Origin of the sequence: Streptococcus loxodontisalivarius, assembly GCF_016908645.1 — a bacterium.
Classification (GTDB): Bacteria; Bacillota; Bacilli; order Lactobacillales; family Streptococcaceae; genus Streptococcus; species Streptococcus loxodontisalivarius.
Genome location: NZ_JAFBEH010000041.1, coordinates 1 through 20,172 on the forward strand (window position 1 = coordinate 1; position 20,172 = coordinate 20,172).

At 41.5% G+C, this 20,172-nt stretch carries 16 protein-coding genes; 13 read left to right on the top strand and 3 right to left on the bottom strand.

Annotation, left to right across the window (positions count from 1 at the left end):
- Positions 1-1,730: 1,730 nt before the first annotated feature.
- Positions 1,731-1,973 (bottom strand): hypothetical protein, encoded by a 243-nt coding sequence (locus tag JOC28_RS10835; RefSeq protein ID WP_275582324.1) that lies wholly within the window; start codon positions 1,971-1,973, stop codon positions 1,731-1,733.
- A gap of 504 nt (positions 1,974-2,477) precedes the next feature.
- The gene (locus tag JOC28_RS10840; RefSeq protein WP_275582325.1) at positions 2,478-8,231 is read right to left on the bottom strand and encodes a clumping factor B; all 5,754 of its coding nucleotides are present in this window, start codon (positions 8,229-8,231) and stop codon (positions 2,478-2,480) included.
- Between JOC28_RS10840 and JOC28_RS10885 the strand changes: the two genes are divergently transcribed.
- Together JOC28_RS10885 and JOC28_RS08405 are read left to right on the top strand one after the other, a co-directional pair.
- Positions 8,194-8,469, top strand: coding sequence for an LPXTG cell wall anchor domain-containing protein (locus JOC28_RS10885; protein WP_338058064.1), 276 nt, complete (start codon positions 8,194-8,196; stop codon positions 8,467-8,469). The genes JOC28_RS10840 and JOC28_RS10885 overlap by 38 nt on opposite strands.
- Positions 8,470-8,610: 141 nt before the next feature.
- Complete coding sequence (locus JOC28_RS08405; RefSeq protein WP_205010247.1) at positions 8,611-9,345, top strand: class I SAM-dependent methyltransferase; 735 nt, start codon at positions 8,611-8,613, stop codon at positions 9,343-9,345.
- Positions 9,346-9,400: 55 nt separating this feature from the next.
- On the opposite strand, the gene JOC28_RS08410 is transcribed toward JOC28_RS08405, so the two are convergent.
- Positions 9,401-10,282 carry a cation diffusion facilitator family transporter gene (locus tag JOC28_RS08410; RefSeq protein ID WP_205010248.1) on the bottom strand — a complete coding sequence of 294 codons (882 nt, stop codon included), beginning with the start codon at positions 10,280-10,282 and terminating at the stop codon, positions 9,401-9,403.
- 334 nt (positions 10,283-10,616) lie between these two features.
- On the opposite strand from JOC28_RS08410, the gene JOC28_RS08415 reads away from it, so the two are divergent.
- The 11 genes from JOC28_RS08415 to JOC28_RS08465 all read left to right on the top strand — a co-directional run bounded on the left by JOC28_RS08415 (position 10,617) and on the right by JOC28_RS08465 (position 20,037).
- Positions 10,617-11,159, top strand: a complete 543-nt coding sequence (locus tag JOC28_RS08415; RefSeq protein ID WP_205010249.1) for a TetR/AcrR family transcriptional regulator — start codon at positions 10,617-10,619, stop codon at positions 11,157-11,159.
- Positions 11,156-11,482 carry a Crp/Fnr family transcriptional regulator gene (locus tag JOC28_RS08420; protein ID WP_205010250.1) on the top strand — a complete coding sequence of 109 codons (327 nt, stop codon included), beginning with the start codon at positions 11,156-11,158 and terminating at the stop codon, positions 11,480-11,482. The genes JOC28_RS08415 and JOC28_RS08420 overlap by 4 nt, the downstream gene beginning before the upstream one ends.
- A gap of 360 nt (positions 11,483-11,842) precedes the next feature.
- Positions 11,843-12,109 (top strand): zinc ribbon domain-containing protein, encoded by a 267-nt coding sequence (locus JOC28_RS08425; RefSeq protein ID WP_205010251.1) that lies wholly within the window; start codon positions 11,843-11,845, stop codon positions 12,107-12,109.
- 30 nt (positions 12,110-12,139) lie between these two features.
- A complete protein-coding gene (locus JOC28_RS08430; RefSeq protein WP_205010252.1) occupies positions 12,140-12,634 on the top strand; it encodes a YkgJ family cysteine cluster protein in 495 nt (164 codons plus the stop codon).
- Between the two features lie 50 nt (positions 12,635-12,684).
- On the top strand, positions 12,685-13,167 hold the full coding sequence (locus JOC28_RS08435) for a GNAT family N-acetyltransferase (protein ID WP_205010253.1): 483 nt from the start codon (positions 12,685-12,687) through the stop codon (positions 13,165-13,167).
- Positions 13,168-13,294: 127 nt separating this feature from the next.
- Complete coding sequence (locus JOC28_RS08440; RefSeq protein WP_205010254.1) at positions 13,295-14,296, top strand: hypothetical protein; 1,002 nt, start codon at positions 13,295-13,297, stop codon at positions 14,294-14,296.
- Positions 14,296-14,487, top strand: a complete 192-nt coding sequence (locus JOC28_RS08445) for a hypothetical protein (protein ID WP_205010255.1) — start codon at positions 14,296-14,298, stop codon at positions 14,485-14,487. Before JOC28_RS08440 ends, JOC28_RS08445 begins: the two co-directional genes overlap by 1 nt.
- Before the next feature lie 50 nt (positions 14,488-14,537).
- Positions 14,538-15,230: a pyrimidine 5'-nucleotidase PynA gene (pynA, locus tag JOC28_RS08450; protein ID WP_205010256.1), complete on the top strand. Its 693-nt coding sequence runs from the start codon at positions 14,538-14,540 to the stop codon at positions 15,228-15,230.
- A gap of 70 nt (positions 15,231-15,300) precedes the next feature.
- Positions 15,301-17,082 (top strand): excinuclease ABC subunit UvrC, encoded by a 1,782-nt coding sequence (gene uvrC, locus JOC28_RS08455; RefSeq protein WP_205010257.1) that lies wholly within the window; start codon positions 15,301-15,303, stop codon positions 17,080-17,082.
- A 663-nt stretch (positions 17,083-17,745) separates the two neighbouring features.
- Complete coding sequence (locus JOC28_RS08460; RefSeq protein ID WP_205010258.1) at positions 17,746-19,233, top strand: YSIRK-type signal peptide-containing protein; 1,488 nt, start codon at positions 17,746-17,748, stop codon at positions 19,231-19,233.
- A gap of 132 nt (positions 19,234-19,365) precedes the next feature.
- On the top strand, positions 19,366-20,037 hold the full coding sequence (locus JOC28_RS08465; protein WP_205010260.1) for a GNAT family N-acetyltransferase: 672 nt from the start codon (positions 19,366-19,368) through the stop codon (positions 20,035-20,037).
- Positions 20,038-20,172 lie beyond the last annotated feature (135 nt).

The following is a 20,172-nucleotide window of genomic DNA, read 5'->3' on the forward strand; positions in this document are numbered from 1 at the left end:
TTGCTTTAGCTGCTGCAACGAGCTCTCCGATTGGTCAACTCAAAAAGTGGATTTAGGACTTTGAAAATTGTTTCCGAGGATTACTTGACACAAACAAATGCGATTGAAAAATTGAAAAAATTTACTGATGTGATATAATATTCTTTATATATTTTTGATAAAATGAGTATTTTTGTGTAAAAGGAGAGACATCTAGTAATGAAGAAGCCTATTAGAAGAATGTATGGCGAGTCATCACGTCAGACTCGTGTTAAAATGCATAAATCTGGTAAGCATTGGGTGAGAACCATTATGTCACAGGTCGGTCTGGTACGTTTGTTTAAGGGCAAAGTAGAGGCCAAACCTCTTTTGACTGATGATATTACTGCTATGATTGACCGTCATTCGTCAGCTATAAAACTGATGAAAGGTGGTCTGGCGGCAGGGGCGATTTTCGGTGCGGCTGCAGTGACTACTGAGGTTCATGCTGAGGATGAGGCTGCCGTGACAACGGAAGTTTCAACGACAACTACTGTTTTGGCAACTACTGATACGGTGACCTTGTCATCTGATAGCTCTGCTATTGTCCCAGAAAATGAGGCTGGCGCAGAGACGGTCGCTGTAGAGGGGACGGGTCAAGGCCAAGAGTCGGAAAGCTTATCCTTGTCGGCTAGTAGCTCAGAGTCAGAATCGCTGTCGTTATCTCAGGAGCTGTCACTTAGCCTATCTAACTCTGAGTCAATCAGTCAATCTGAATCGCTATCTCAATCCTTGTCGGAATCTGTATCCGAGTCAGTAAGTGAATCAGCCTCAGAGTCCAGCAGCCAGTCAGAGGCAGCAATCCAGCAAGTCACTAGCACGACAAGTAGCACAACAACGGCAACAAGTCAGGCGAGTCAAAGCCAGTCTGCTCAAGTGGAGGAGGCTCGAGTTGATTTGACGCTGGCAGTCGAGCAGATGGAAGAAGCTATCACGGATGCCCAGGCAAGAGGGGTTGATAGTCAAGTTGAAGCAGAGCTTTTGGTCAGCGCACGAGCACTATTGAATGATCAGTCGGCATCGGCGATTGCCTTATCAAGCTTAGCAGTAACCTTAGTAGAAAAAGCTTCACAGTTGGAAGAAAAACAAGCCAGTGCGGTTGAGAAGGTGGAGACCCAGTCAGTTAATGGTAGCAACCGAAATCTAAACTACACTTGGTATGGAAATCCTGATATCACCTTAACGGTAACTTCCAGCGCAGGAGCTTCTGCGGTTGTAGGGTCAAGTGAAACGAGTACCAATTTGAAGAATTATATGGCCTTAAGAAGGTCATCTTCATATCCATACTATTACTATACTTCTGCATATCTTTGGCGTTATACGGCATCCTCACCTGTTTCTGGGATGACTTTATCTTCTACGTCTGGAACGGCTACTCGGGCTGATAGAACTTATATGACCTTTAGTGGTTTCACGGTAAGCGTTGATTCCACTGTACCAACTGGAGACTATAATATACCAGTTACCTTATCGTATAATGGTTCCACATCAACTACTGATACAGTGTATGTAACGGTGCATGTTAATAACACTTATCTTGATAATGCAGTTGATGTTACAACTTCAAACGTCAATACGACAAATCTTGTCATTAGTACTGGTGTATCAAGGCAGTATTCTACTTATATTCAAAGCTATACGATTTCTGGTACTGGTACTCCAGGCGATACATTGACAGTTAGCAGAACGCTAAATAATACGGAATTTTCTGATTATCGCTCTACAAATAGTCGTGCTAATAGTTCGATGGCGCTCTGGGATTCTAATAAAACTGTTACTGTTGGTTCTGATGGAACTTGGACGATGACGGTTTCCGCTGGTTGGAACGTTGGAGATACCTTCACTTTTACATCAGCCTTGAATGGATCAACGGCAACATCAACCTTAGTTGATGTCACTAGTCCAATCATGCCAACGGCTAATGGTTCAGGGCGTATCAATGATACTAAGTTCACTGGAACACCTGGTACGCTTACGGATAATTATCACTATTCTGCTTTTGAAAATGACTTGGTAGCGACAGCGGTATTGTCATTGAATAATACGGGAGAAACTGGTCAATCAAGTGTGACGATTTCTGGTGGTTTAACGGTTTCATCGGTTATTTATAACCTGACAAATGAAGAAGGTAAAGCTCGTATTGAATTTACTGGAACGCCGGCAAAACCAGGTTATTGGTCAGGTACTTGGACAGTAACAGATGTTTCTGGGAATACTTCAGTTGGAAGTTGGTCATTTACAGTACCAGGTATCGATGGAGCAACGACAGCAGTCTCAAGTTTAACGAATCCAACTGCTGCTGACCAGGAAGCACTGATTGCTGCGGCAAAAGTTGCTAATAATATTGTTGATGATCCTGATTATGATGTGACATATTCAAGTGTCAGTGGGAACAGAGCTGTTATTATCATTAGACATTTAAGCAGTGGAAGACGTGCAACGGTCTATGTTCCAATGACCTATGATTCCACATCTGATTCATTGTCTGCATCTGAGTCAGAATCAGTATCATCTTCAGAATCAGCTTCGCAATCCGAATCTGAGTCTATTTCGTCTTCTGAATCATCTTCACAATCAGAATCACTTTCAAACTCCATCTCGGAATCTGTTGCAGAATCAGTTTCGGAATCAACATCAGAATCAGTAAGCGAATCAATCTCTGAATCAGTCTCAGAATCAGTGAGCGAATCAATCTCTGAATCAATTTCAGAATCATTAAGCGAATCAATTTCTGAATCAACATCAGAATCAGTCTCAGAATCAGTAAGCGAATCAGTTTCTGAATCAATCTCAGAATCAGTGAGCGAATCAATCTCTGAATCAATTTCAGAATCATTAAGCGAATCAATTTCTGAGTCAATCTCTGAATCAGCATCAGAGTCAGTAAGTGAATCAATCTCTGAATCAATTTCCGAGTCAGTAAGCGAGTCAATCTCTGAATCAACATCAGAATCAGTAAGCGAATCAATCTCTGAATCAACATCTGAGTCAGTAAGTGAGTCAGTCTCAGAATCAGTGTCTGAGTCAATTTCAGAGTCAGTCTCAGAATCAGTAAGCGAATCCATCTCTGAGTCAGTATCTGAATCAGTAAGTGAGTCAATTTCTGAGTCAATCTCTGAGTCAGTCTCAGAATCAGTTTCTGAGTCAATCTCCGAGTCAGTTTCTGAATCAGTCTCAGAATCATTAAGCGAATCAGTTTCTGAATCAATCTCAGAATCAGTGAGCGAGTCAATTTCTGAGTCAGTATCAGAATCAGTGAGCGAATCCATCTCTGAGTCAGTATCAGAGTCAGTGAGCGAGTCAATTTCTGAATCAGTCTCTGAATCAGTGAGCGAGTCAATTTTTGAATCAGTTTCAGAATCAATCTCTGAATCGGTATCAGAATCAGTAAGCGAATCAATCTCTGAATCAGTATCTGAGTCGGTAAGCGAGTCAATTTCAGAGTCAGTAAGCGAATCAATTTCTGAATCAACATCAGAGTCAGTAAGTGAGTCAATTTCTGAATCAGTATCAGAGTCAGTGAGCGAGTCAGTTTCTGAATCAACATCAGAATCAGTGAGCGAGTCAATCTCAGAGTCAGTCTCAGAATCAGTGAGCGAATCAGTCTCAGAGTCAATTTCTGAATCAGTGTCTGAGTCAATCTCAGAATCAGTTTCTGAATCAGTAAGCGAATCAATTTCAGAGTCAACATCAGAATCAGTAAGCGAATCAATTTCTGAATCAACATCAGAGTCAGTAAGTGAATCAATCTCTGAGTCAACATCAGAATCAGTCTCAGAATCAGTGAGCGAGTCAATTTCTGAATCAGTTTCAGAATCAATCTCTGAATCGGTATCAGAATCAGTAAGCGAATCAATCTCTGAATCAGTATCTGAGTCGGTAAGCGAGTCAATTTCAGAGTCAGTAAGCGAATCAATTTCTGAATCAACATCAGAATCAGTGAGCGAATCAGTCTCAGAGTCAATTTCTGAATCAGTGTCTGAGTCAATCTCAGAATCAGTTTCTGAATCAGTAAGCGAATCAATTTCAGAGTCAACATCAGAATCAGTAAGCGAATCAATTTCTGAATCAACATCAGAGTCAGTATCAGAGTCAGTATCTGAATCAGTGTCTGAGTCAATTTCAGAATCAGTATCTGAATCAGTAAGTGAGTCAATCTCTGAATCAGTAAGCGAATCAATTTCTGAGTCAACATCAGAATCAGTGAGCGAATCAATTTCTGAATCAACATCAGAATCAGTGAGCGAATCAATCTCCGAGTCAGTTTCTGAATCAGTAAGCGAATCAGTTTCTGAATCAATCTCAGAATCAGTGAGCGAGTCAATTTCTGAGTCAGTCTCAGAATCAGTGAGTGAATCCATCTCTGAGTCAGTCTCAGAGTCAGTGAGCGAGTCAATTTCTGAATCAGTTTCAGAATCAGTAAGTGAATCAATCTCTGAATCAATTTCAGAATCAGTAAGCGAGTCAATTTCTGAATCAACATCAGAGTCAGTCTCAGAATCAATCTCTGAATCAGTGAGCGAGTCAATTTCTGAGTCAGTCTCAGAATCAGTAAGTGAGTCAATTTCTGAATCAGTATCAGAGTCAGTGAGCGAGTCAGTTTCTGAATCAACATCAGAGTCAGTAAGTGAGTCAATCTCAGAATCAGTGAGCGAGTCAATCTCTGAATCAGTCTCAGAATCAGTGAGCGAATCAATTTCTGAGTCAGTATCAGAGTCAGTGAGTGAATCAATTTCTGAGTCAGTATCAGAATCAGTGAGCGAATCAATCTCTGAGTCAGTCTCAGAATCAGTAAGTGAGTCAGTTTCTGAATCAACATCAGAATCAGTAAGTGAGTCAATCTCTGAGTCAGTCTCAGAATCAGTGAGCGAGTCAGTTTCTGAATCAACATCAGAGTCAGTAAGTGAATCAATTTCAGAATCAGTGTCTGAGTCAATCTCAGAATCAGTAAGCGAATCAGTATCTGAGTCAGTAAGCGAGTCAATCTCAGAGTCAGTCTCAGAATCAGTGAGCGAGTCAATATCTGAATCGGTCTCAGAATCAGTAAATGAGTCAATTTCTGAATCAGTCTCAGAGTCAGTGAGCGAGTCAATTTCTGAATCAGTGTCTGAGTCAATTTCTGAGTCAGTAAGCGAATCAATTTCTGAGTCAGTATCAGAATCAGTGTCTGAATCAGTAAGCGAATCCATCTCTGAGTCAGTATCAGAATCAGTGAGCGAGTCAATTTCTGAGTCAGTAAGCGAGTCAGTGTCTGAGTCAATCTCTGAGTCAGTCTCAGAATCAACATCAGAATCAGTAAGTGAATCAATCTCTGAATCAGTCTCAGAGTCAATTTCTGAGTCAACATCAGAGTCAGTCTCAGAATCAATTTCTGAGTCAACATCCGAGTCAGTCTCTGAGTCAGTCTCTGAGTCAGTCTCAGAATCAGTGAGCGAATCAATCTCTGAGTCAGTCTCAGAATCAGTAAGTGAGTCAGTTTCTGAATCAACATCAGAGTCAACATCAGAATCAGTAAGTGAGTCAATCTCTGAATCAACATCAGAATCAGTAAGTGAGTCAGTTTCTGAATCAACATCAGAGTCAACATCAGAATCAGTAAGTGAGTCAATCTCTGAATCAACATCAGAATCAGTAAGTGAGTCAATCTCTGAATCAACATCAGAATCAGTAAGTGAGTCAATCTCTGAGTCAGTCTCAGAATCAGTGAGCGAGTCAGTTTCTGAATCAACATCAGAGTCAGTAAGTGAGTCAATTTCTGAATCAGTATCAGAGTCAGTGAGCGAGTCAGTTTCTGAATCAACATCAGAATCAGTGAGCGAGTCAATCTCAGAGTCAGTCTCAGAATCAGTGAGCGAATCAATTTCTGAGTCAGTCTCAGAATCAGTGTCTGAGTCAATTTCAGAATCAGTCTCAGAGTCAGTAAGTGAGTCAATTTCAGAATCAACATCAGAATCAGTATCTGAGTCAGTATCTGAGTCAGTATCTGAATCAGTGTCTGAGTCAATTTCAGAATCAGTCTCAGAATCAGTAAGCGAGTCAATTTCTGAGTCAGTATCAGAATCAGTAAGCGAGTCAATTTCTGAGTCAACATCAGAATCAATCTCTGAATCAGTAAGTGAATCAATCTCAGAATCAGTGAGCGAATCAATTTCTGAATCAACCTCAGAATCAGTAAGTGAATCAATCTCTGAATCAGTCTCAGAATCAGTGAGCGAATCAATTTCTGAATCAACATCAGAATCAGTTTCTGAGTCAATTTCTGAGTCAGTCTCAGAATCAGTAAGCGAGTCAATCTCAGAATCAGTATCAGAATCAGTATCAGAATCAGTGAGCGAGTCAATTTCTGAATCAACCTCAGAATCGGTAAGTGAATCAATCTCAGAATCAGTGAGCGAGTCAGTAAGTGAATCAATCTCTGAATCAGTATCAGAATCAGTAAGTGAGTCAATTTCTGAGTCAACATCAGAATCAGTGAGCGAATCAATTTCTGAATCAGTATCAGAATCAGTGAGCGAGTCAATTTCTGAGTCAGTCTCAGAGTCATTAAGCGAATCAATATCTGAATCAACATCAGAATCAGTAAGTGAGTCAATCTCTGAGTCAGTATCAGAATCAGTAAGCGAATCAATTTCTGAATCAACATCAGAGTCAGTGAGCGAATCAATCTCTGAGTCAGTATCAGAATCAGTAAGCGAATCAATTTCTGAGTCAGTCTCAGAATCAGTGTCTGAATCAGTAAGCGAATCAATCTCTGAGTCAACATCAGAATCAGTAAGTGAATCAATTTCTGAGTCAGTCTCAGAATCAGTGAGCGAATCAATTTCTGAATCAACATCAGAATCAGTATCAGAGTCAATCTCAGAATCAACATCAGAGTCAGTAAGCGAATCAATCTCTGAATCAACATCAGAATCAGTTTCTGAGTCAATCTCCGAGTCAATCTCCGAGTCAGTTTCTGAATCAGTCTCAGAATCAGTGAGTGAGTCAATCTCTGAATCAACATCAGAGTCAGTGTCTGAGTCAATTTCTGAATCAGTCTCAGAATCAGTAAGCGAGTCAATTTCTGAGTCAGTCTCAGAGTCAGTAAGTGAGTCAATCTCTGAATCAGTGAGCGAATCCATCTCTGAGTCAACATCAGAATCAGTGAGCGAATCACTTTCTGAATCAACATCAGAATCAGTAAGTGAATCAATCTCTGAATCAGTCTCAGAGTCAATTTCTGAGTCAGTATCAGAATCAGTATCAGAATCAGTATCAGAATCAGTTTCTGAGTCAATCTCCGAGTCAGTTTCTGAATCAGTATCAGAATCAGTAAGCGAATCAGTTTCTGAGTCAATCTCCGAGTCAGTTTCTGAATCAGTATCAGAATCAGTAAGCGAATCAGTTTCTGAATCAATCTCAGAATCAGTGAGCGAGTCAATTTCTGAGTCAGTATCAGAATCAGTGAGCGAATCCATCTCTGAGTCAGTATCAGAGTCAGTGAGCGAGTCAATTTCAGAATCAGTCTCAGAATCAGTGAGCGAGTCAATTTCTGAGTCAGTCTCAGAATCAGTATCTGAGTCAGTTTCTGAATCAATCTCTGAATCAACATCAGAATCAGTGAGCGAGTCAATTTCAGAGTCAATTTCTGAATCAACATCAGAATCAGTAAGCGAGTCAATCTCTGAATCAACATCAGAATCAGTAAGCGAATCAATCTCTGAGTCAGTATCTGAATCAGTCTCAGAGTCAATCTCAGAATCAGTAAGTGAATCGATCTCAGAATCAGTGTCTGAGTCAATTTCAGAATCAGTCTCAGAATCAGTGAGCGAGTCAATTTCAGAGTCAATCTCTGAGTCAGTCTCAGAATCAGTGTCTGAATCAATTTCTGAATCAGTAAGCGAATCAATTTCTGAATCAACATCAGAATCAGTGAGCGAATCAATTTCTGAATCAACATCAGAATCAGTAAGTGAGTCAATCTCTGAATCAGTCTCAGAATCAGTAAGCGAATCAATTTCTGAGTCAGTCTCAGAATCAGTATCTGAATCAATCTCAGAATCAGTAAGTGAGTCAATCTCTGAATCAGTTTCTGAGTCGATCTCTGAATCAGTCTCAGAATCAGTAAGCGAATCAATCTCAGAATCAGTCTCAGAATCAGTAAGCGAGTCAATCTCTGAATCAGTCTCAGAATCAGTGAGCGAGTCAATTTCTGAGTCAGTATCAGAATCCATCTCTGAATCAACATCAGAATCAGTCTCAGAATCAGTAAATGAGTCAATCTCTGAAACACCTGTGACGCCAAGTCATCACTTGTCAACTAGCGCAGAAGCAACTACCAAGACAGCAGAACGCTTGCCAAGTACAGGTGAGGATGATTCAAACTTGCTACCTCTTGCAGGTGCAGGACTACTCTTTGCTAGCCTCTTCGCCCGCAGACGCAAAAAAGATGATAATCAGGATGATAACTAATCATCAAAGCTTATCTTGATGCCAAACAAGGATCCCATTCAAAGCAATGGGGTCTTTTTGCGGCCTTAAAAATAGAGGATTGGCGACAGATTCCTTGGAAAGTGTTAAACTAAAAGGACTAGATAAGAAGGTGGAAGAAATATGCACAATCGCGATACATTTACCCAGAGCCTCCTGGCTGCCAGTATTAAAAAGGGGATGACCGTCCTTGACCTTGGTTGTGGGACAGGAGATGTGACCTTTCTAGCAGCAGACCTTGTCGGTGAGACTGGTTCTGTCCTAGGTCTTGATATCAGTCAGCCCATGCTGGATATGGCAGAAGAGCGCCTTACTCAGACAGGTCAGACTAACATTTCCTTTCAGAAGTTGGACTTGGAGCAGCTTGACCAGCTGGATAGGACCTTTGACCTCATTCTGGCTCGCCGAGTGCTCATGTACCTCCCTGGCCCTGCGCAGACCCTTAGTTTGGCTAAGCAGCGCCTCAAAGAGGGTGGCTTGATGGTCTTTCAGGAGAGTGATGCTCTTGGTCGTCAGCTTAATCCTGATTTTCCGCAACATAGCAGAGCTATTGACCTTATTTGGCGAACTGTTGCAGCAGAAGGAGGAGATATTGAGGTAGGTTCCAAACTCTACACACTTCTCAAAGAGCAGGGGATGGAGATTTTGTCCTATCAATCAGAAAATGTCCTCCAAACCCAGGAGTCAGGTTCCGACCTAGCCTGGGTACTAGACATGATGCAGGACCGCATCATCAAGCACCAAATAGCAAGCAAAGAAGACTTGGAAGAAATCAGATCAGCCTTGCCAAGTGAATTAGCCCAGTCCAAGAAAGCCTTTATCAGAGACACAGCCTTTGGCATTATTGCTAGAAAATAAAAAAGGTCAATCGCATGTCAGTTTGCGATTGACCTTTTTGTAGACTTTGGCTGATTTAGTGATTGTGACCACTGCTTGCTTGATTATGCTGATGGTGCACTTGGTGACTGTCTTTTGAAGAATCAATTTCGATGGTAAGATTCTCTATCTGATGATTTTTCAAGACCTGTCTGATTTTTTCCTTGCAGTCTTCCTGACAATCAGCCTTTGCAAGGCAGACGTGGAGGGTGGCATTATGAGTTAGACCATCCATAGACCAGAGATTAAATTGGTTAATAGAGGCAATCTCCTCTAGTTTTAGTAAATCATTCTCCAGCGCAGCCAAGTCCATATCATCTGGTACAGCAGCCAGAAAAATCTTTAGATTAGACCAGAAACGAGGCAGGGCTTTTGACAAAATAAAGAGAGAAATGACAAGGGAAAGTAGGGGGTCGAGGAAGTACCAGTCCGTAAAGTTGAGGACGATAGCGACTAGGATGACCGCCAGCCAGCCTAGAATATCTTCCAAGAAGTGGAGGCTGAGGATGGACTCGTTCTTGGTCTGTCCTTTTGAGACGACCAGGCTAGCAAGTAAGTTGATAGCAATGGCTATAATCCCCAGAATCAGCATACCTTGATAGTTGACTGGCTCAGGATTGAAGAGCTTTGGCAGGTTTTCAATGATGACAAAGGCAGAGCCAAAAATCAGAATGCCAGCCGTAATCATGGCACCAAGCAGGCTGAAACGCTTGTAGCCCAGACTGAACTTGCTGTCAGCTTCCTTGTTAGAAAAACGCTCAAGCAGAGCTGAAATCCCGATGGCAATGGCGTCGCCAGAATCATGCACAGCATCAGCCAGCACCGCACTGGAATTAAAAGAAAATCCGAAAATAAACTCAAGAATGGCAAAGCTGAAATTAAGCAAAAAAGCAATCAAGGTAGAAAATTTAGCGTTCATAGTAACCATCCTTTGGTATAATAGTTTTAATAGTAGATTGATGCAAGTAGGAGAGTGGGACAAAAATCGGTAATTCCGAAGGAATTCGATTTTGTCGTCCCACCTCCGCACAGTTGAGTAGGGCTGTAAGAGTTGATTTATCAACGAATTAGATCCCACTCAACCACTGCGTCTTGCAAATCAGACTAGAAAAATCAAGAGGCATGGGACTTTTTGCCCAACCTTAACTCATCTCATTCACACCTCTATTATGCCCTAAAGAAAGGAAGCAAGTAAGAAGCAAAAGCAGTGCTGCTGTTCATTTCCGAACAGATTGTCTTATTTGTACGAAAACATGACCCAAGATCGCCGTGTCAGAAAATCAAAACAAGCCATTTTCCAAGCCTTTTTGGACCTTCTCAACGAAAAAGGCTACGATAAATTAACCGTCCAAGAAATCATCGACCGCGCAGATGTCGGACGCTCCACCTTCTATGCCCACTACGAGAGTAAGGACTTCCTGCTAGAAGAGCTCTGCCAGGACCTCTTTCACCACCTTTTCAAAGAGGGGGAGGTCTTAGACCTCAAAGCCTACCTCAGCCACCTCTTTAGCCATTTCAAGCGCAATCAGGACAAGGTCACCAGCCTTCTTCTCTCTCGCAACGACTATTTTTTACGCATGCTAATGGCAGAGCTGAGACACGATGTCTGTCCACGGATCTATCAAGGCATGTCTGATAAGAAAAAGCAAGTCAATCAAGCTTATCTTGACCACATGATTTGTACAGCCTTTATCGAAAGTCTGACCTGGTGGCTGCGTGAAGGCAGCCAACTAACAGAAGAAGAAATGATTGACCAGCTCCTGCTTTACTATGGCATTGATGAGGAGACCTTATGACGCCTGAAGAATTATTAGAGAAAGAAGCGGAGCGTTTTCAAAGGCTTAGCCTGACAAGGCAGACCAATCTTCTCCAACAGGGGCAGATTGCCGCTGGCCTATACCTGATTGAGTCGGGCATCGTAAGGCTCTGCCATTATCGTGAGGATGGGAAAGAAATAACCCTCCAATTTTTCCAGGCAGGCCAGCTGGTCTCATCGCTTGAGAGTCTTCGACTTGGTGTCGACAGTCTTTATAGCATCGAGACCGTGACAGACTGCCAGCTGCATTTCTTGCCCAAGTCAGATTTTGAAGAATTGCTGACGCTCTATCTTGATTTATAGTGGATTGAGAAAGGAATAGGACTAGGCAAGGAGCTGCAGATAGAACTGGTGTTCATCAAAGCGACTTAACGACGTCCTAACCTTTATTCAATTCACTATAAAAGATTTTCAGCTCGATTATCTCAGTAGTCGCATGTTTGAGTATGTTTCGCTCTTTTTAGATAGAATCAGTCGGAGTCCAGAAGAACGCTATCAGGAATTGCTTGATGCGCACAGCGATTGGATTGATAAGATTCCACACCATTTTTAAATCCCTTATCTTATATCTAAAAACACTTACTTCTGCTATAATAGGCTAGGATAGAAAGATGTTCTGACAACTAGACCGTCTTCACAGTATAGATTAGAAATGGAAGAATTATGAATACAATTTGTCAATCTTGTGCCATGCCTCTTCAAGGAAAGCAGGGCGATATGCGTGGTAGTGAAAAAGAAGGTCAGCCATCTGACACTTACTGCCTGCTCTGCTATCAAGGCGGAGCCTTTACCTACCCCAACTGCAGCTATGAAGATATACTGGCGCGTGGGCGTGAGGGAATCTCTCAAGGCCCGGGAAATGCTCTTCAAAAGTGGTTCCTAAAGGCAACCTATCCCATGCTGCTCAAGAAAGTTGACCGCTGGAAGTAGTCAACTCTAAATCAAATAAGAAAGTGAATCATGACCCAAGAAATCGATATTGAAAAATACCACCAACTAGCCCTTCAAAAACAGAAAGAGCACCGTAAATTTTTAGCTGGACTCAAGAAAAAAGCACCTAAAAACCTTGATAAAATTGCCCTTCAAGTCCACGAAGAAGTCTTTCAAGAGATTGACTGCACAGCCTGTGCCAATTGCTGTAAGACTCTTGGACCCGACTTTAAAGAGGCTGATATTGTTCGCATTGCCAAGTATTTCAAGATGAAACTCCCAGCCTTCGAAGCTGAATTTTTGGAAGTGGATGAGGATGGAGACAAGGTCTTCAAGTCCATGCCATGTCCCTTCTTAGGCGGTGACAATCTTTGTTCTATCTATGATGTCAGACCCAAGGCCTGCCGTGAATTTCCTCACACAGACCGCAAAAAAGTCTACCAGATCAATCACCTGACCATCAAAAATACCCTGACTTGCCCAGCAGCTTACCTCTTCGTTGAGAAGCTCAAAGATAGATTATAATGAATGGAATTGAAGTTAGGACGCAGGTTATAAATTCAATAAGGAGAAAAATGACGCAAGAATTAACCTTTCGTAATGCAGAAAGACAAGATGTTCCGCTGATTTTACATTTTATTCGCGAATTGGCAGACTATGAAAAAGAGTTGGATCAGGTCGTTGCAGACGAAGCAACCTTGGAAAAATGGCTCTTTGACAAGGAAAAGGCAGAAGTCATCTTTGCCATGGTCGGTCAGGAAGAGGTCGGTTTTGCCCTCTTTTTCCACAATTTCTCAACCTTCCTAGGACGCTCAGGACTCTATCTCGAGGACCTCTATGTCAAACCAGAATACCGAGGCAAGGGCTATGGCAAAGCCATTATCAAGAAACTCGCCTCAATCGCAGTCCAACGTGGCTGTGGTCGTATGGAGTGGTGGTGCCTTGATTGGAACAAACCAAGCATTGACTTCTATCTCTCCTTAGGGGCTGAAGCCATGTCCGACTGGACAGTCTACCGCCTAGCAGGCGATACACTGACAAATTTGGCGGAGGAGTAGGGGTGGAATATTCGCTTTTATTCCACGCTTGGTAAGAGGAATTAGTGTGTGTAAAGTAGATGTGCTAGATAATCTATGGATTATTAACAAGCAATGAAAATTACACTTAAAACAGGAGGTGTCGTGAATGGACGAGGGAATCTTATATTTTGGACCAGATGACTACGAAATTATTAATCTTGATGATTATCAAACGAAACCGACAAAATTTATTGGTAAGCTCCCTAAAATTGGAAAATCGCTGTTAAGTAAGGCGAATGACAATTTTCTCAAAGTTGAAAAATTGCTGTACGCAGCGCCATCTTTTATAAATGCGATAAAAGCATCTATTCCTGAGGAAACGCTACAAGCCGTATTATCTAATGATCAAAGGCAAGCGATAGCAAAAGGAGCTTTGAAATTAATGACCAAAAAAGATGGTTCATTGATGGCTACTTTGGTGAATACAAAGACAGGGAAAATTGCTGCTACTGTACCATTGAAATCTGTAAATCTTGCACCAGAAATTACTCAAGCAGCTACGAATTATGCAACTCAACTCCAAATGGCACAGATAGCAGAGAAGATTGAAAATGTACAACTAGCTATTGAAGATGTTAGAAAAGGACAAGAGTCAGACAGGCTAGCAATAGCGTATAGCTGTCAGCAAAAATTATTACAAGCTAGGGAGATTGTGAATCCACAGCTAAGAACTTCTATGTTACTGCAAGTGATTTCTGATGCTGAGGACAGTCGTAATCTTTTGATGCTTAGTCAAAAAGCTAATATTGCTTTTATAAAAAAACAACCAGAAGATACATTTGGAAAGTTCATTAAAGGAGTAAAACAAGAGAAAATAGACTCTAAAATAAATGAAATTAGAGATGGTTTATCAGCTGTTAATATTGTATCACTATCAGCTGCAATTGCTTATACAGAATTAGGGGAAGAAAAAGCAGCTCAAAAAAGTCTTGAATATTTTGGAGATTTTCTCACCCAAACCTATTTAACAACTTCTGAACTACTTAATAGACTAGACATGCTTGACCCATCGCCGACTAGTTATTGGAGTACAGAATTACCCCAAATTAAGACTTCCATTTTAGAATTGCCAAATAATATAAAAGAAATAGAAACTGAGGATTTATAATGACAAACAATGCTTCTTGTAAAAAATGTAATAGAAATTTACCTACAAATTACAAATATAAGAAATGTGAATCATGTAGGAATATAAAAATTGAAAATACTAAAAAAGTAGTGGTTGGCACGGTAGGAGCATTTGGTGTTATTAGTTCACTTGCAGCAACAATAAATTTAGGAGGAAAAAATAAAAAATAAATTTATTCCCCCTTTATAACCCTTGCCCCCTAGAAAGGAAAAATCCTAAATTGTCTTACAAATTTCTACTATTCGACCTTGACCACACGCTGCTGGATTTTGATGTAGCTGAAGATATTGCCTTGGAGGAGCTTCTTCGTGAGGCGGGAGTGACTGATATTGCTGCCTACAAGGACTATTATATTCCCATGAATAAGGCGCTCTGGGAGGATTTGGCGCTTGGTCGTATCAGCAAGGCTGAGCTTATCAACACGCGCTTTGCCAAGCTCTTTTCCCACTTTGGTCAGACCGTTGATGGAACTTATTTTGCTCAGCGCTACCAGCATTTTCTCAGCCAGCAGGGACAGACATTTGAAGGAGCAGCCGACTTTTTAGCGCAGCTATTGTCCCAAGGCTACCGCCTTCTGGCGGCAACTAACGGCGTGACCTTCATCCAAAAGGGGCGTCTGGCTCAGTCGGACATCGAGACCTACTTTGAGCAGGTTTTTATCTCAGACGAAGTGGGTGCGCAGAAACCTCAGCTTGCTTTTTATGAAAAAATCGCAGAGCAGGTTGCAGGTTTTGACCCGAGCTGTGCTCTTATGATTGGCGATAGCTTGACTGCCGATATCCAAGGCGGTAATGATGCAGGTATCGATACCGCTTGGTTCAATCCAAATGGACTTGAAAACAGAAGTCAAGCCCAGCCGACTTATATAGTCTCTAGCTATGAGGAGATTCTGAACATTTTAAATCAAAAATAGTAAACGACAAGAGAAAATTCAAGGCAATTTTTGTTTTGGACTTTCTCTTCTTTTTGTTACAATAAAGGTTATGAATCAACTGATAAAACATAAATTAGAACTCCTTCCAGATAGCCCGGGTTGTTATCTGCACAAGGATAAAAATGGCAAGATTATCTATGTCGGTAAGGCTAAAAATCTTAAGAACCGTGTGCGTTCTTACTTCCGTGGCAGTCATGATACGAAAACGGAACTCTTGGTTTCTGAGATTGCCGACTTTGAATTTATTGTGACTGAGTCAAATATTGAAGCCCTACTCTTGGAAATCAACCTTATCCAAGAGAACATGCCAAAGTATAACATCAAGCTCAAGGATGACTCTTCCTATCCCTTCATTAAAATCACCAAGGAAATTTATCCGCGTCTGCTGATTACACGTCAGGTTAAAAAGGACGGTGGTATCTACTTCGGACCCTATCCAGAGTCAGGCGCAGCCAATGAGATCAAAAAACTGCTGGATCGTATCTTTCCCTTTAAAAAGTGTACCAATCCAGCCAACAAGGTTTGTTTCTATTATCATCTAGGCCAGTGTAATGCCCACACCATCTGTCATACAGACCAGGCTTACTGGGCAGGGCTTGTTGATGATGTTCGAAATTTCCTCAATGGTCATGATGACAAGATTGTCAATCAGCTGCGTGACAAGATGCAGAAGATGAGTGATGACATGGAGTTTGAACGTGCGGCTGAGTACCGTGATTTGATTTCGGCTGTTGCCACACTTCGTACCAAGCAACGTGTCATGAGTCAGGATATGCAGGATCGTGATATCTTCGGTTATTACGTGGATAAGGGCTGGATGTGTGTGCAGGTTTTCTTTGTCCGTCAGGGAAAACTCATTCAGCGTGATGTCAATCTCTTTCCCTACTACAATGAGGCGGAAGAGGACTTCTTGACCTATCTAGGGCAATTTTACCGCGACAGCAAACACCTGATGCCAAATGAGGTTTTCATTCCTGCAGACATCGATCAGGAGTCCGTTGAAGCCTTGGTTGACAGCAAGGTCATCAAGCCGCAACGTGGTGAGAAGAAGCAGCTGGTTGCCCTAGCGACTAGGAATGCCCGCGTCAGCCTTGAACAAAAATTCGACCTGCTTGAAAAGGACCTCCACAAGACTCAAGGTGCCATCGAAAATCTGGGTCAGCTCATGGGCATTCCTACGCCTATCCGCATCGAGGCCTTCGATAACTCCAATATCATGGGGACTAGCCCTGTTTCGGCTATGGTTGTTTTTGAAAATGGGAAACCTAATAAGAAGGAATACCGTAAGTACAAGATTAAGACCGTTGAAGGACCTGATGACTACGCTAGCATGCGCGAGGTCATTCGTAGGCGTTATAGCAGGGTCAAGCGTGAGGGCTTGGTGCCGCCAGACCTAATCATAATGGATGGTGGTCAAGGTCAGGTCAATGTTGCCAAAGATGTTCTGAAAAATGAGCTCAATATGGTCATCCCAGTAGCAGGGCTTCAAAAAAATGACAAGCACCAAACGCATGAATTACTCTTTGGAGACCCTTTGGAAATGATTGACTTGCCCCGCAATTCACAGGAGTTTTTCCTCCTCCATCGCATTCAGGATGAGGTTCACCGCTTTGCCATCACCTTCCATAGACAGGTCAGAAGCAAGAATAGCTTCTCATCTAAATTGGACGGCATTGCTGGACTAGGACCAAAACGCAAGCAGATGCTGCTCAAACATTTCAAGTCAATCCCAGCCATCCAAAAGGCGACCACAGAAGACATGCAGGCACTTGGAATCCCAGAAAAAGTTGCCCAAGCAGTCTTGGATAAGTTGTCTCAGGAAGACTCCTAATATCAAACCTTAAAAATTTAAAAGAGAAGCGAGAATAGATTTTTAATCTATTCTTTGGTTGAAGACAAAGTCTTTTTTCGATACTTTCCTTAAGTGGTGTCGGACGTCAGGTGAAATTATCCAGTGGATGATTTCAGGAATCAGTGGAATTCCATTTGAGCCTCTTCGCTTTTTAGTTTTAAGGCTCAGACCTGAAACAGTCCACTGGACTGTTTCACTCTCAAACATTCCGTGTGTAAGAAATGCTTTTATATAGGCATTTCTTACACTTTCATCACAGCGGAAGTATCTTGAGGTGCTCGCTAACGCTCGCATGAAATCGGAAAACTATTTTAAACAAGCAGAGCTTTTGTATCCAATCCTGTTGAAAGTTAGGTTTGTTTACATTCTGAGAATAGATTTTTAATCTATTCTCTTATTTTTTATTTAGACAAAATGAAGCGAAATGTAAAATTCCTTAAAATGAGACATTTAATTACAAAAAGATATTAAAAATCTGTAAATTGTAAAATGCATATTTCGACTATATTTCAGCTGTTTTTTAGCTATTGATTTCAAAAATGAATCTCTTTTACTAAAAAAGTAATTTTTTTCAGAAATTTCATACACTTTATTAGCTTTTTGTGTTAAAATGAGAGAAACTAATGAAAAGGAGAGTGTGAAATGATTAGTTTTAAGGAAAAGCAAAGACGTTTCTCTTTGCGTAAATTATCAGTTGGTTTGGCTTCGGTTGCAGTAGCCTTCTTATTTATGGGAGGTCATGCTTCGGCAGATGAAACAACTAGTACTCCAGGGACAGCGCCAGCAGATTCTTCAAGTTTGGTGACGTCTGATGTTGCGTCTTCAGATGTTTTGACTGATATGACGGTAACTTCTGAAAACTTGATTGATGGTAAAACAGCGACTGAAGTGGCTGTAGAGGAGATTCAAACAAGCCTAGCGCAGCCTATTGTCCCAGCAAATACTGCCCAGGTTGGTGATGTTATCGACGTCCAAGCGCAGGCTAGTGAGCCTACGGTAACAGAGTCTGAGACGGACAATGTAGCCAAGGCAAGTGGTCAAGTTAGTGTCACTGTTAAAACAACATCAATTGCTGATCCTTCAGCAGAAGTTGGAACATCGCCAAGTCAAGTAGAGACAATGGAAAGTTCAGTGACCTATGAAGGCGACAAGGGAACCGTTTCAGAGTATGAGCGCGTGGTAAAAACAAGTACTGTTGAAATTGTCTCAGATGCAGATCAAATCGTAGAAACACAGCTTGGAACTGTAGATATGGTCTTTGTTATTGATCACAGCTCCTCAATGGCTCCAAAAATCACAGCTGTTAAGAATTCTATCACGAACTTCGTTTCAACGCTAAATACTCAAAAATTAGATGTTCGCTTGGGATTGGCTGATTATGAAGATGCTGTAAGTGTTAACTATTATGATTTTTCAGGATCTAAGTTCACCAAGGATACAAATGCCTTTATTCAAGCCTTGGATCAGATTGTGATAAAAGGTGGTTTTGAAGAGGGGACTGTACCTCTCACCTATATTGCAGATTCAGCAAACTATGATTGGTCAACAGGTGCCAATAATCGTCGTTTTGCAATTGTTGTTACAGATGAAGACTTTGACTTTTTTAATAAAAATACGCCAAGTTTGGAGTCTACCATTCAAGCCTTAAAAGCTGCCAATATTTCAACCACAGTTGTAGCAAGTAAAAGTGACTTTAAAGCTTTTGAACAATTGACGCAAGAGACGAACGGTAAGCTCATTGATGTTCAAACAGAGTTTGAGAATGGTCTATCAAGTGATGTCGCTAGCTGGGTTGTAAAAACAGTTAAGGAAGGCCGTCGATACAAAGTTTTGACAGAACAATATGATGTCTTTGTTGAGGTTATTGCGGTTTGGAATGAGGAAGCAGAAACTCCTGTGAAACCTGAAGAACTTGTTCAAACAGCTGTGACATTCAAAAAGACAGAGCCAACTATTTCTCAGTCTCAGGAACCTGAATGTCTACCAGTTCAAACAAAAGTGAAACAAGAAGTAGCTGTTCAAAAAGCTGAGGTCCTACCAGAAACTGGAAATCAAGATTCAGCCCTGCTCAGCTTGTTTGGATTTGCTAGCCTACTTGCAGCAGCTGCATATAAAAAGAAAAAAGACTAGTTCCTAAGGAATTTTTAGAGTGAGAAGTTAGGCGTGAGCCTAGCTTCTTTTTAACTTTAATTTGCTTTTCTAGGAAATCGACTCACGTATTTTCTCTCATTATGTTATAATCTTATCAAAAGAGTCAAGGAGATACGCTTTACCATTGAGAATTATACAGAAGGTGCCTATCCTCAAATCAGTCAGTTAGTTGGACAGTATACGCTTGTTGAGCCTGTCTCAGCTGAAGGAGACTTGGCTGATTACTTTGCCTTTTATGGTCCAGAGAGTTCTGCGACTCAGTGGACTTATTTTCCATTGGAACCGTTTGAAGACAAGGAGAGTCTGCGTCAGCATTTGAAAATGATGGAAACCAGTCGTGATCCATACTTCCTTGCTATCAAGGATAAGGAAACGTGGCATGTCCTAGGGACATTTTCGATCATGAGTATCTCAACCGCCAATCGTACAGCAGAGATGGGTTGGGTACTCTATGGTGACCAGCTCAAGAACTCTCGCCTTGCGACTGAGGCCCAGTATCTGGTTATGACCTATATCTTTGAAGAGCTAGCTTATCGTCGCTATGAGTGGCGATGTGACAGTCTTAATACACCGTCAAATAATGCAGCGCAGCGCCTCGGCTTTACCTTTGAAGGGACATTTAGACAAGCCGTAGTCTATAAGAACAACCGCAGCCGCGATACCAACTGGTACTCCATGCTGCCAGAGGAATTTCAAGCTATGAAACCTAAGTTTGAAAAGTGGCTAGCCGCTGAAAACTTTGATGAGAGTGGCAAACAAATCAAATCACTCAAAGATTGTTAAAAAGAGGTAGAGGCTGGGCAAAAAGTCCCTGACCTCTTGATTTTCTACCAATTGTCAAGTATTTCAATGCTTTAAAGAGAAAATAATTTTTAGACAGTAGATATTTTGAGGTTACTATCTGATTTTTGCACTCAT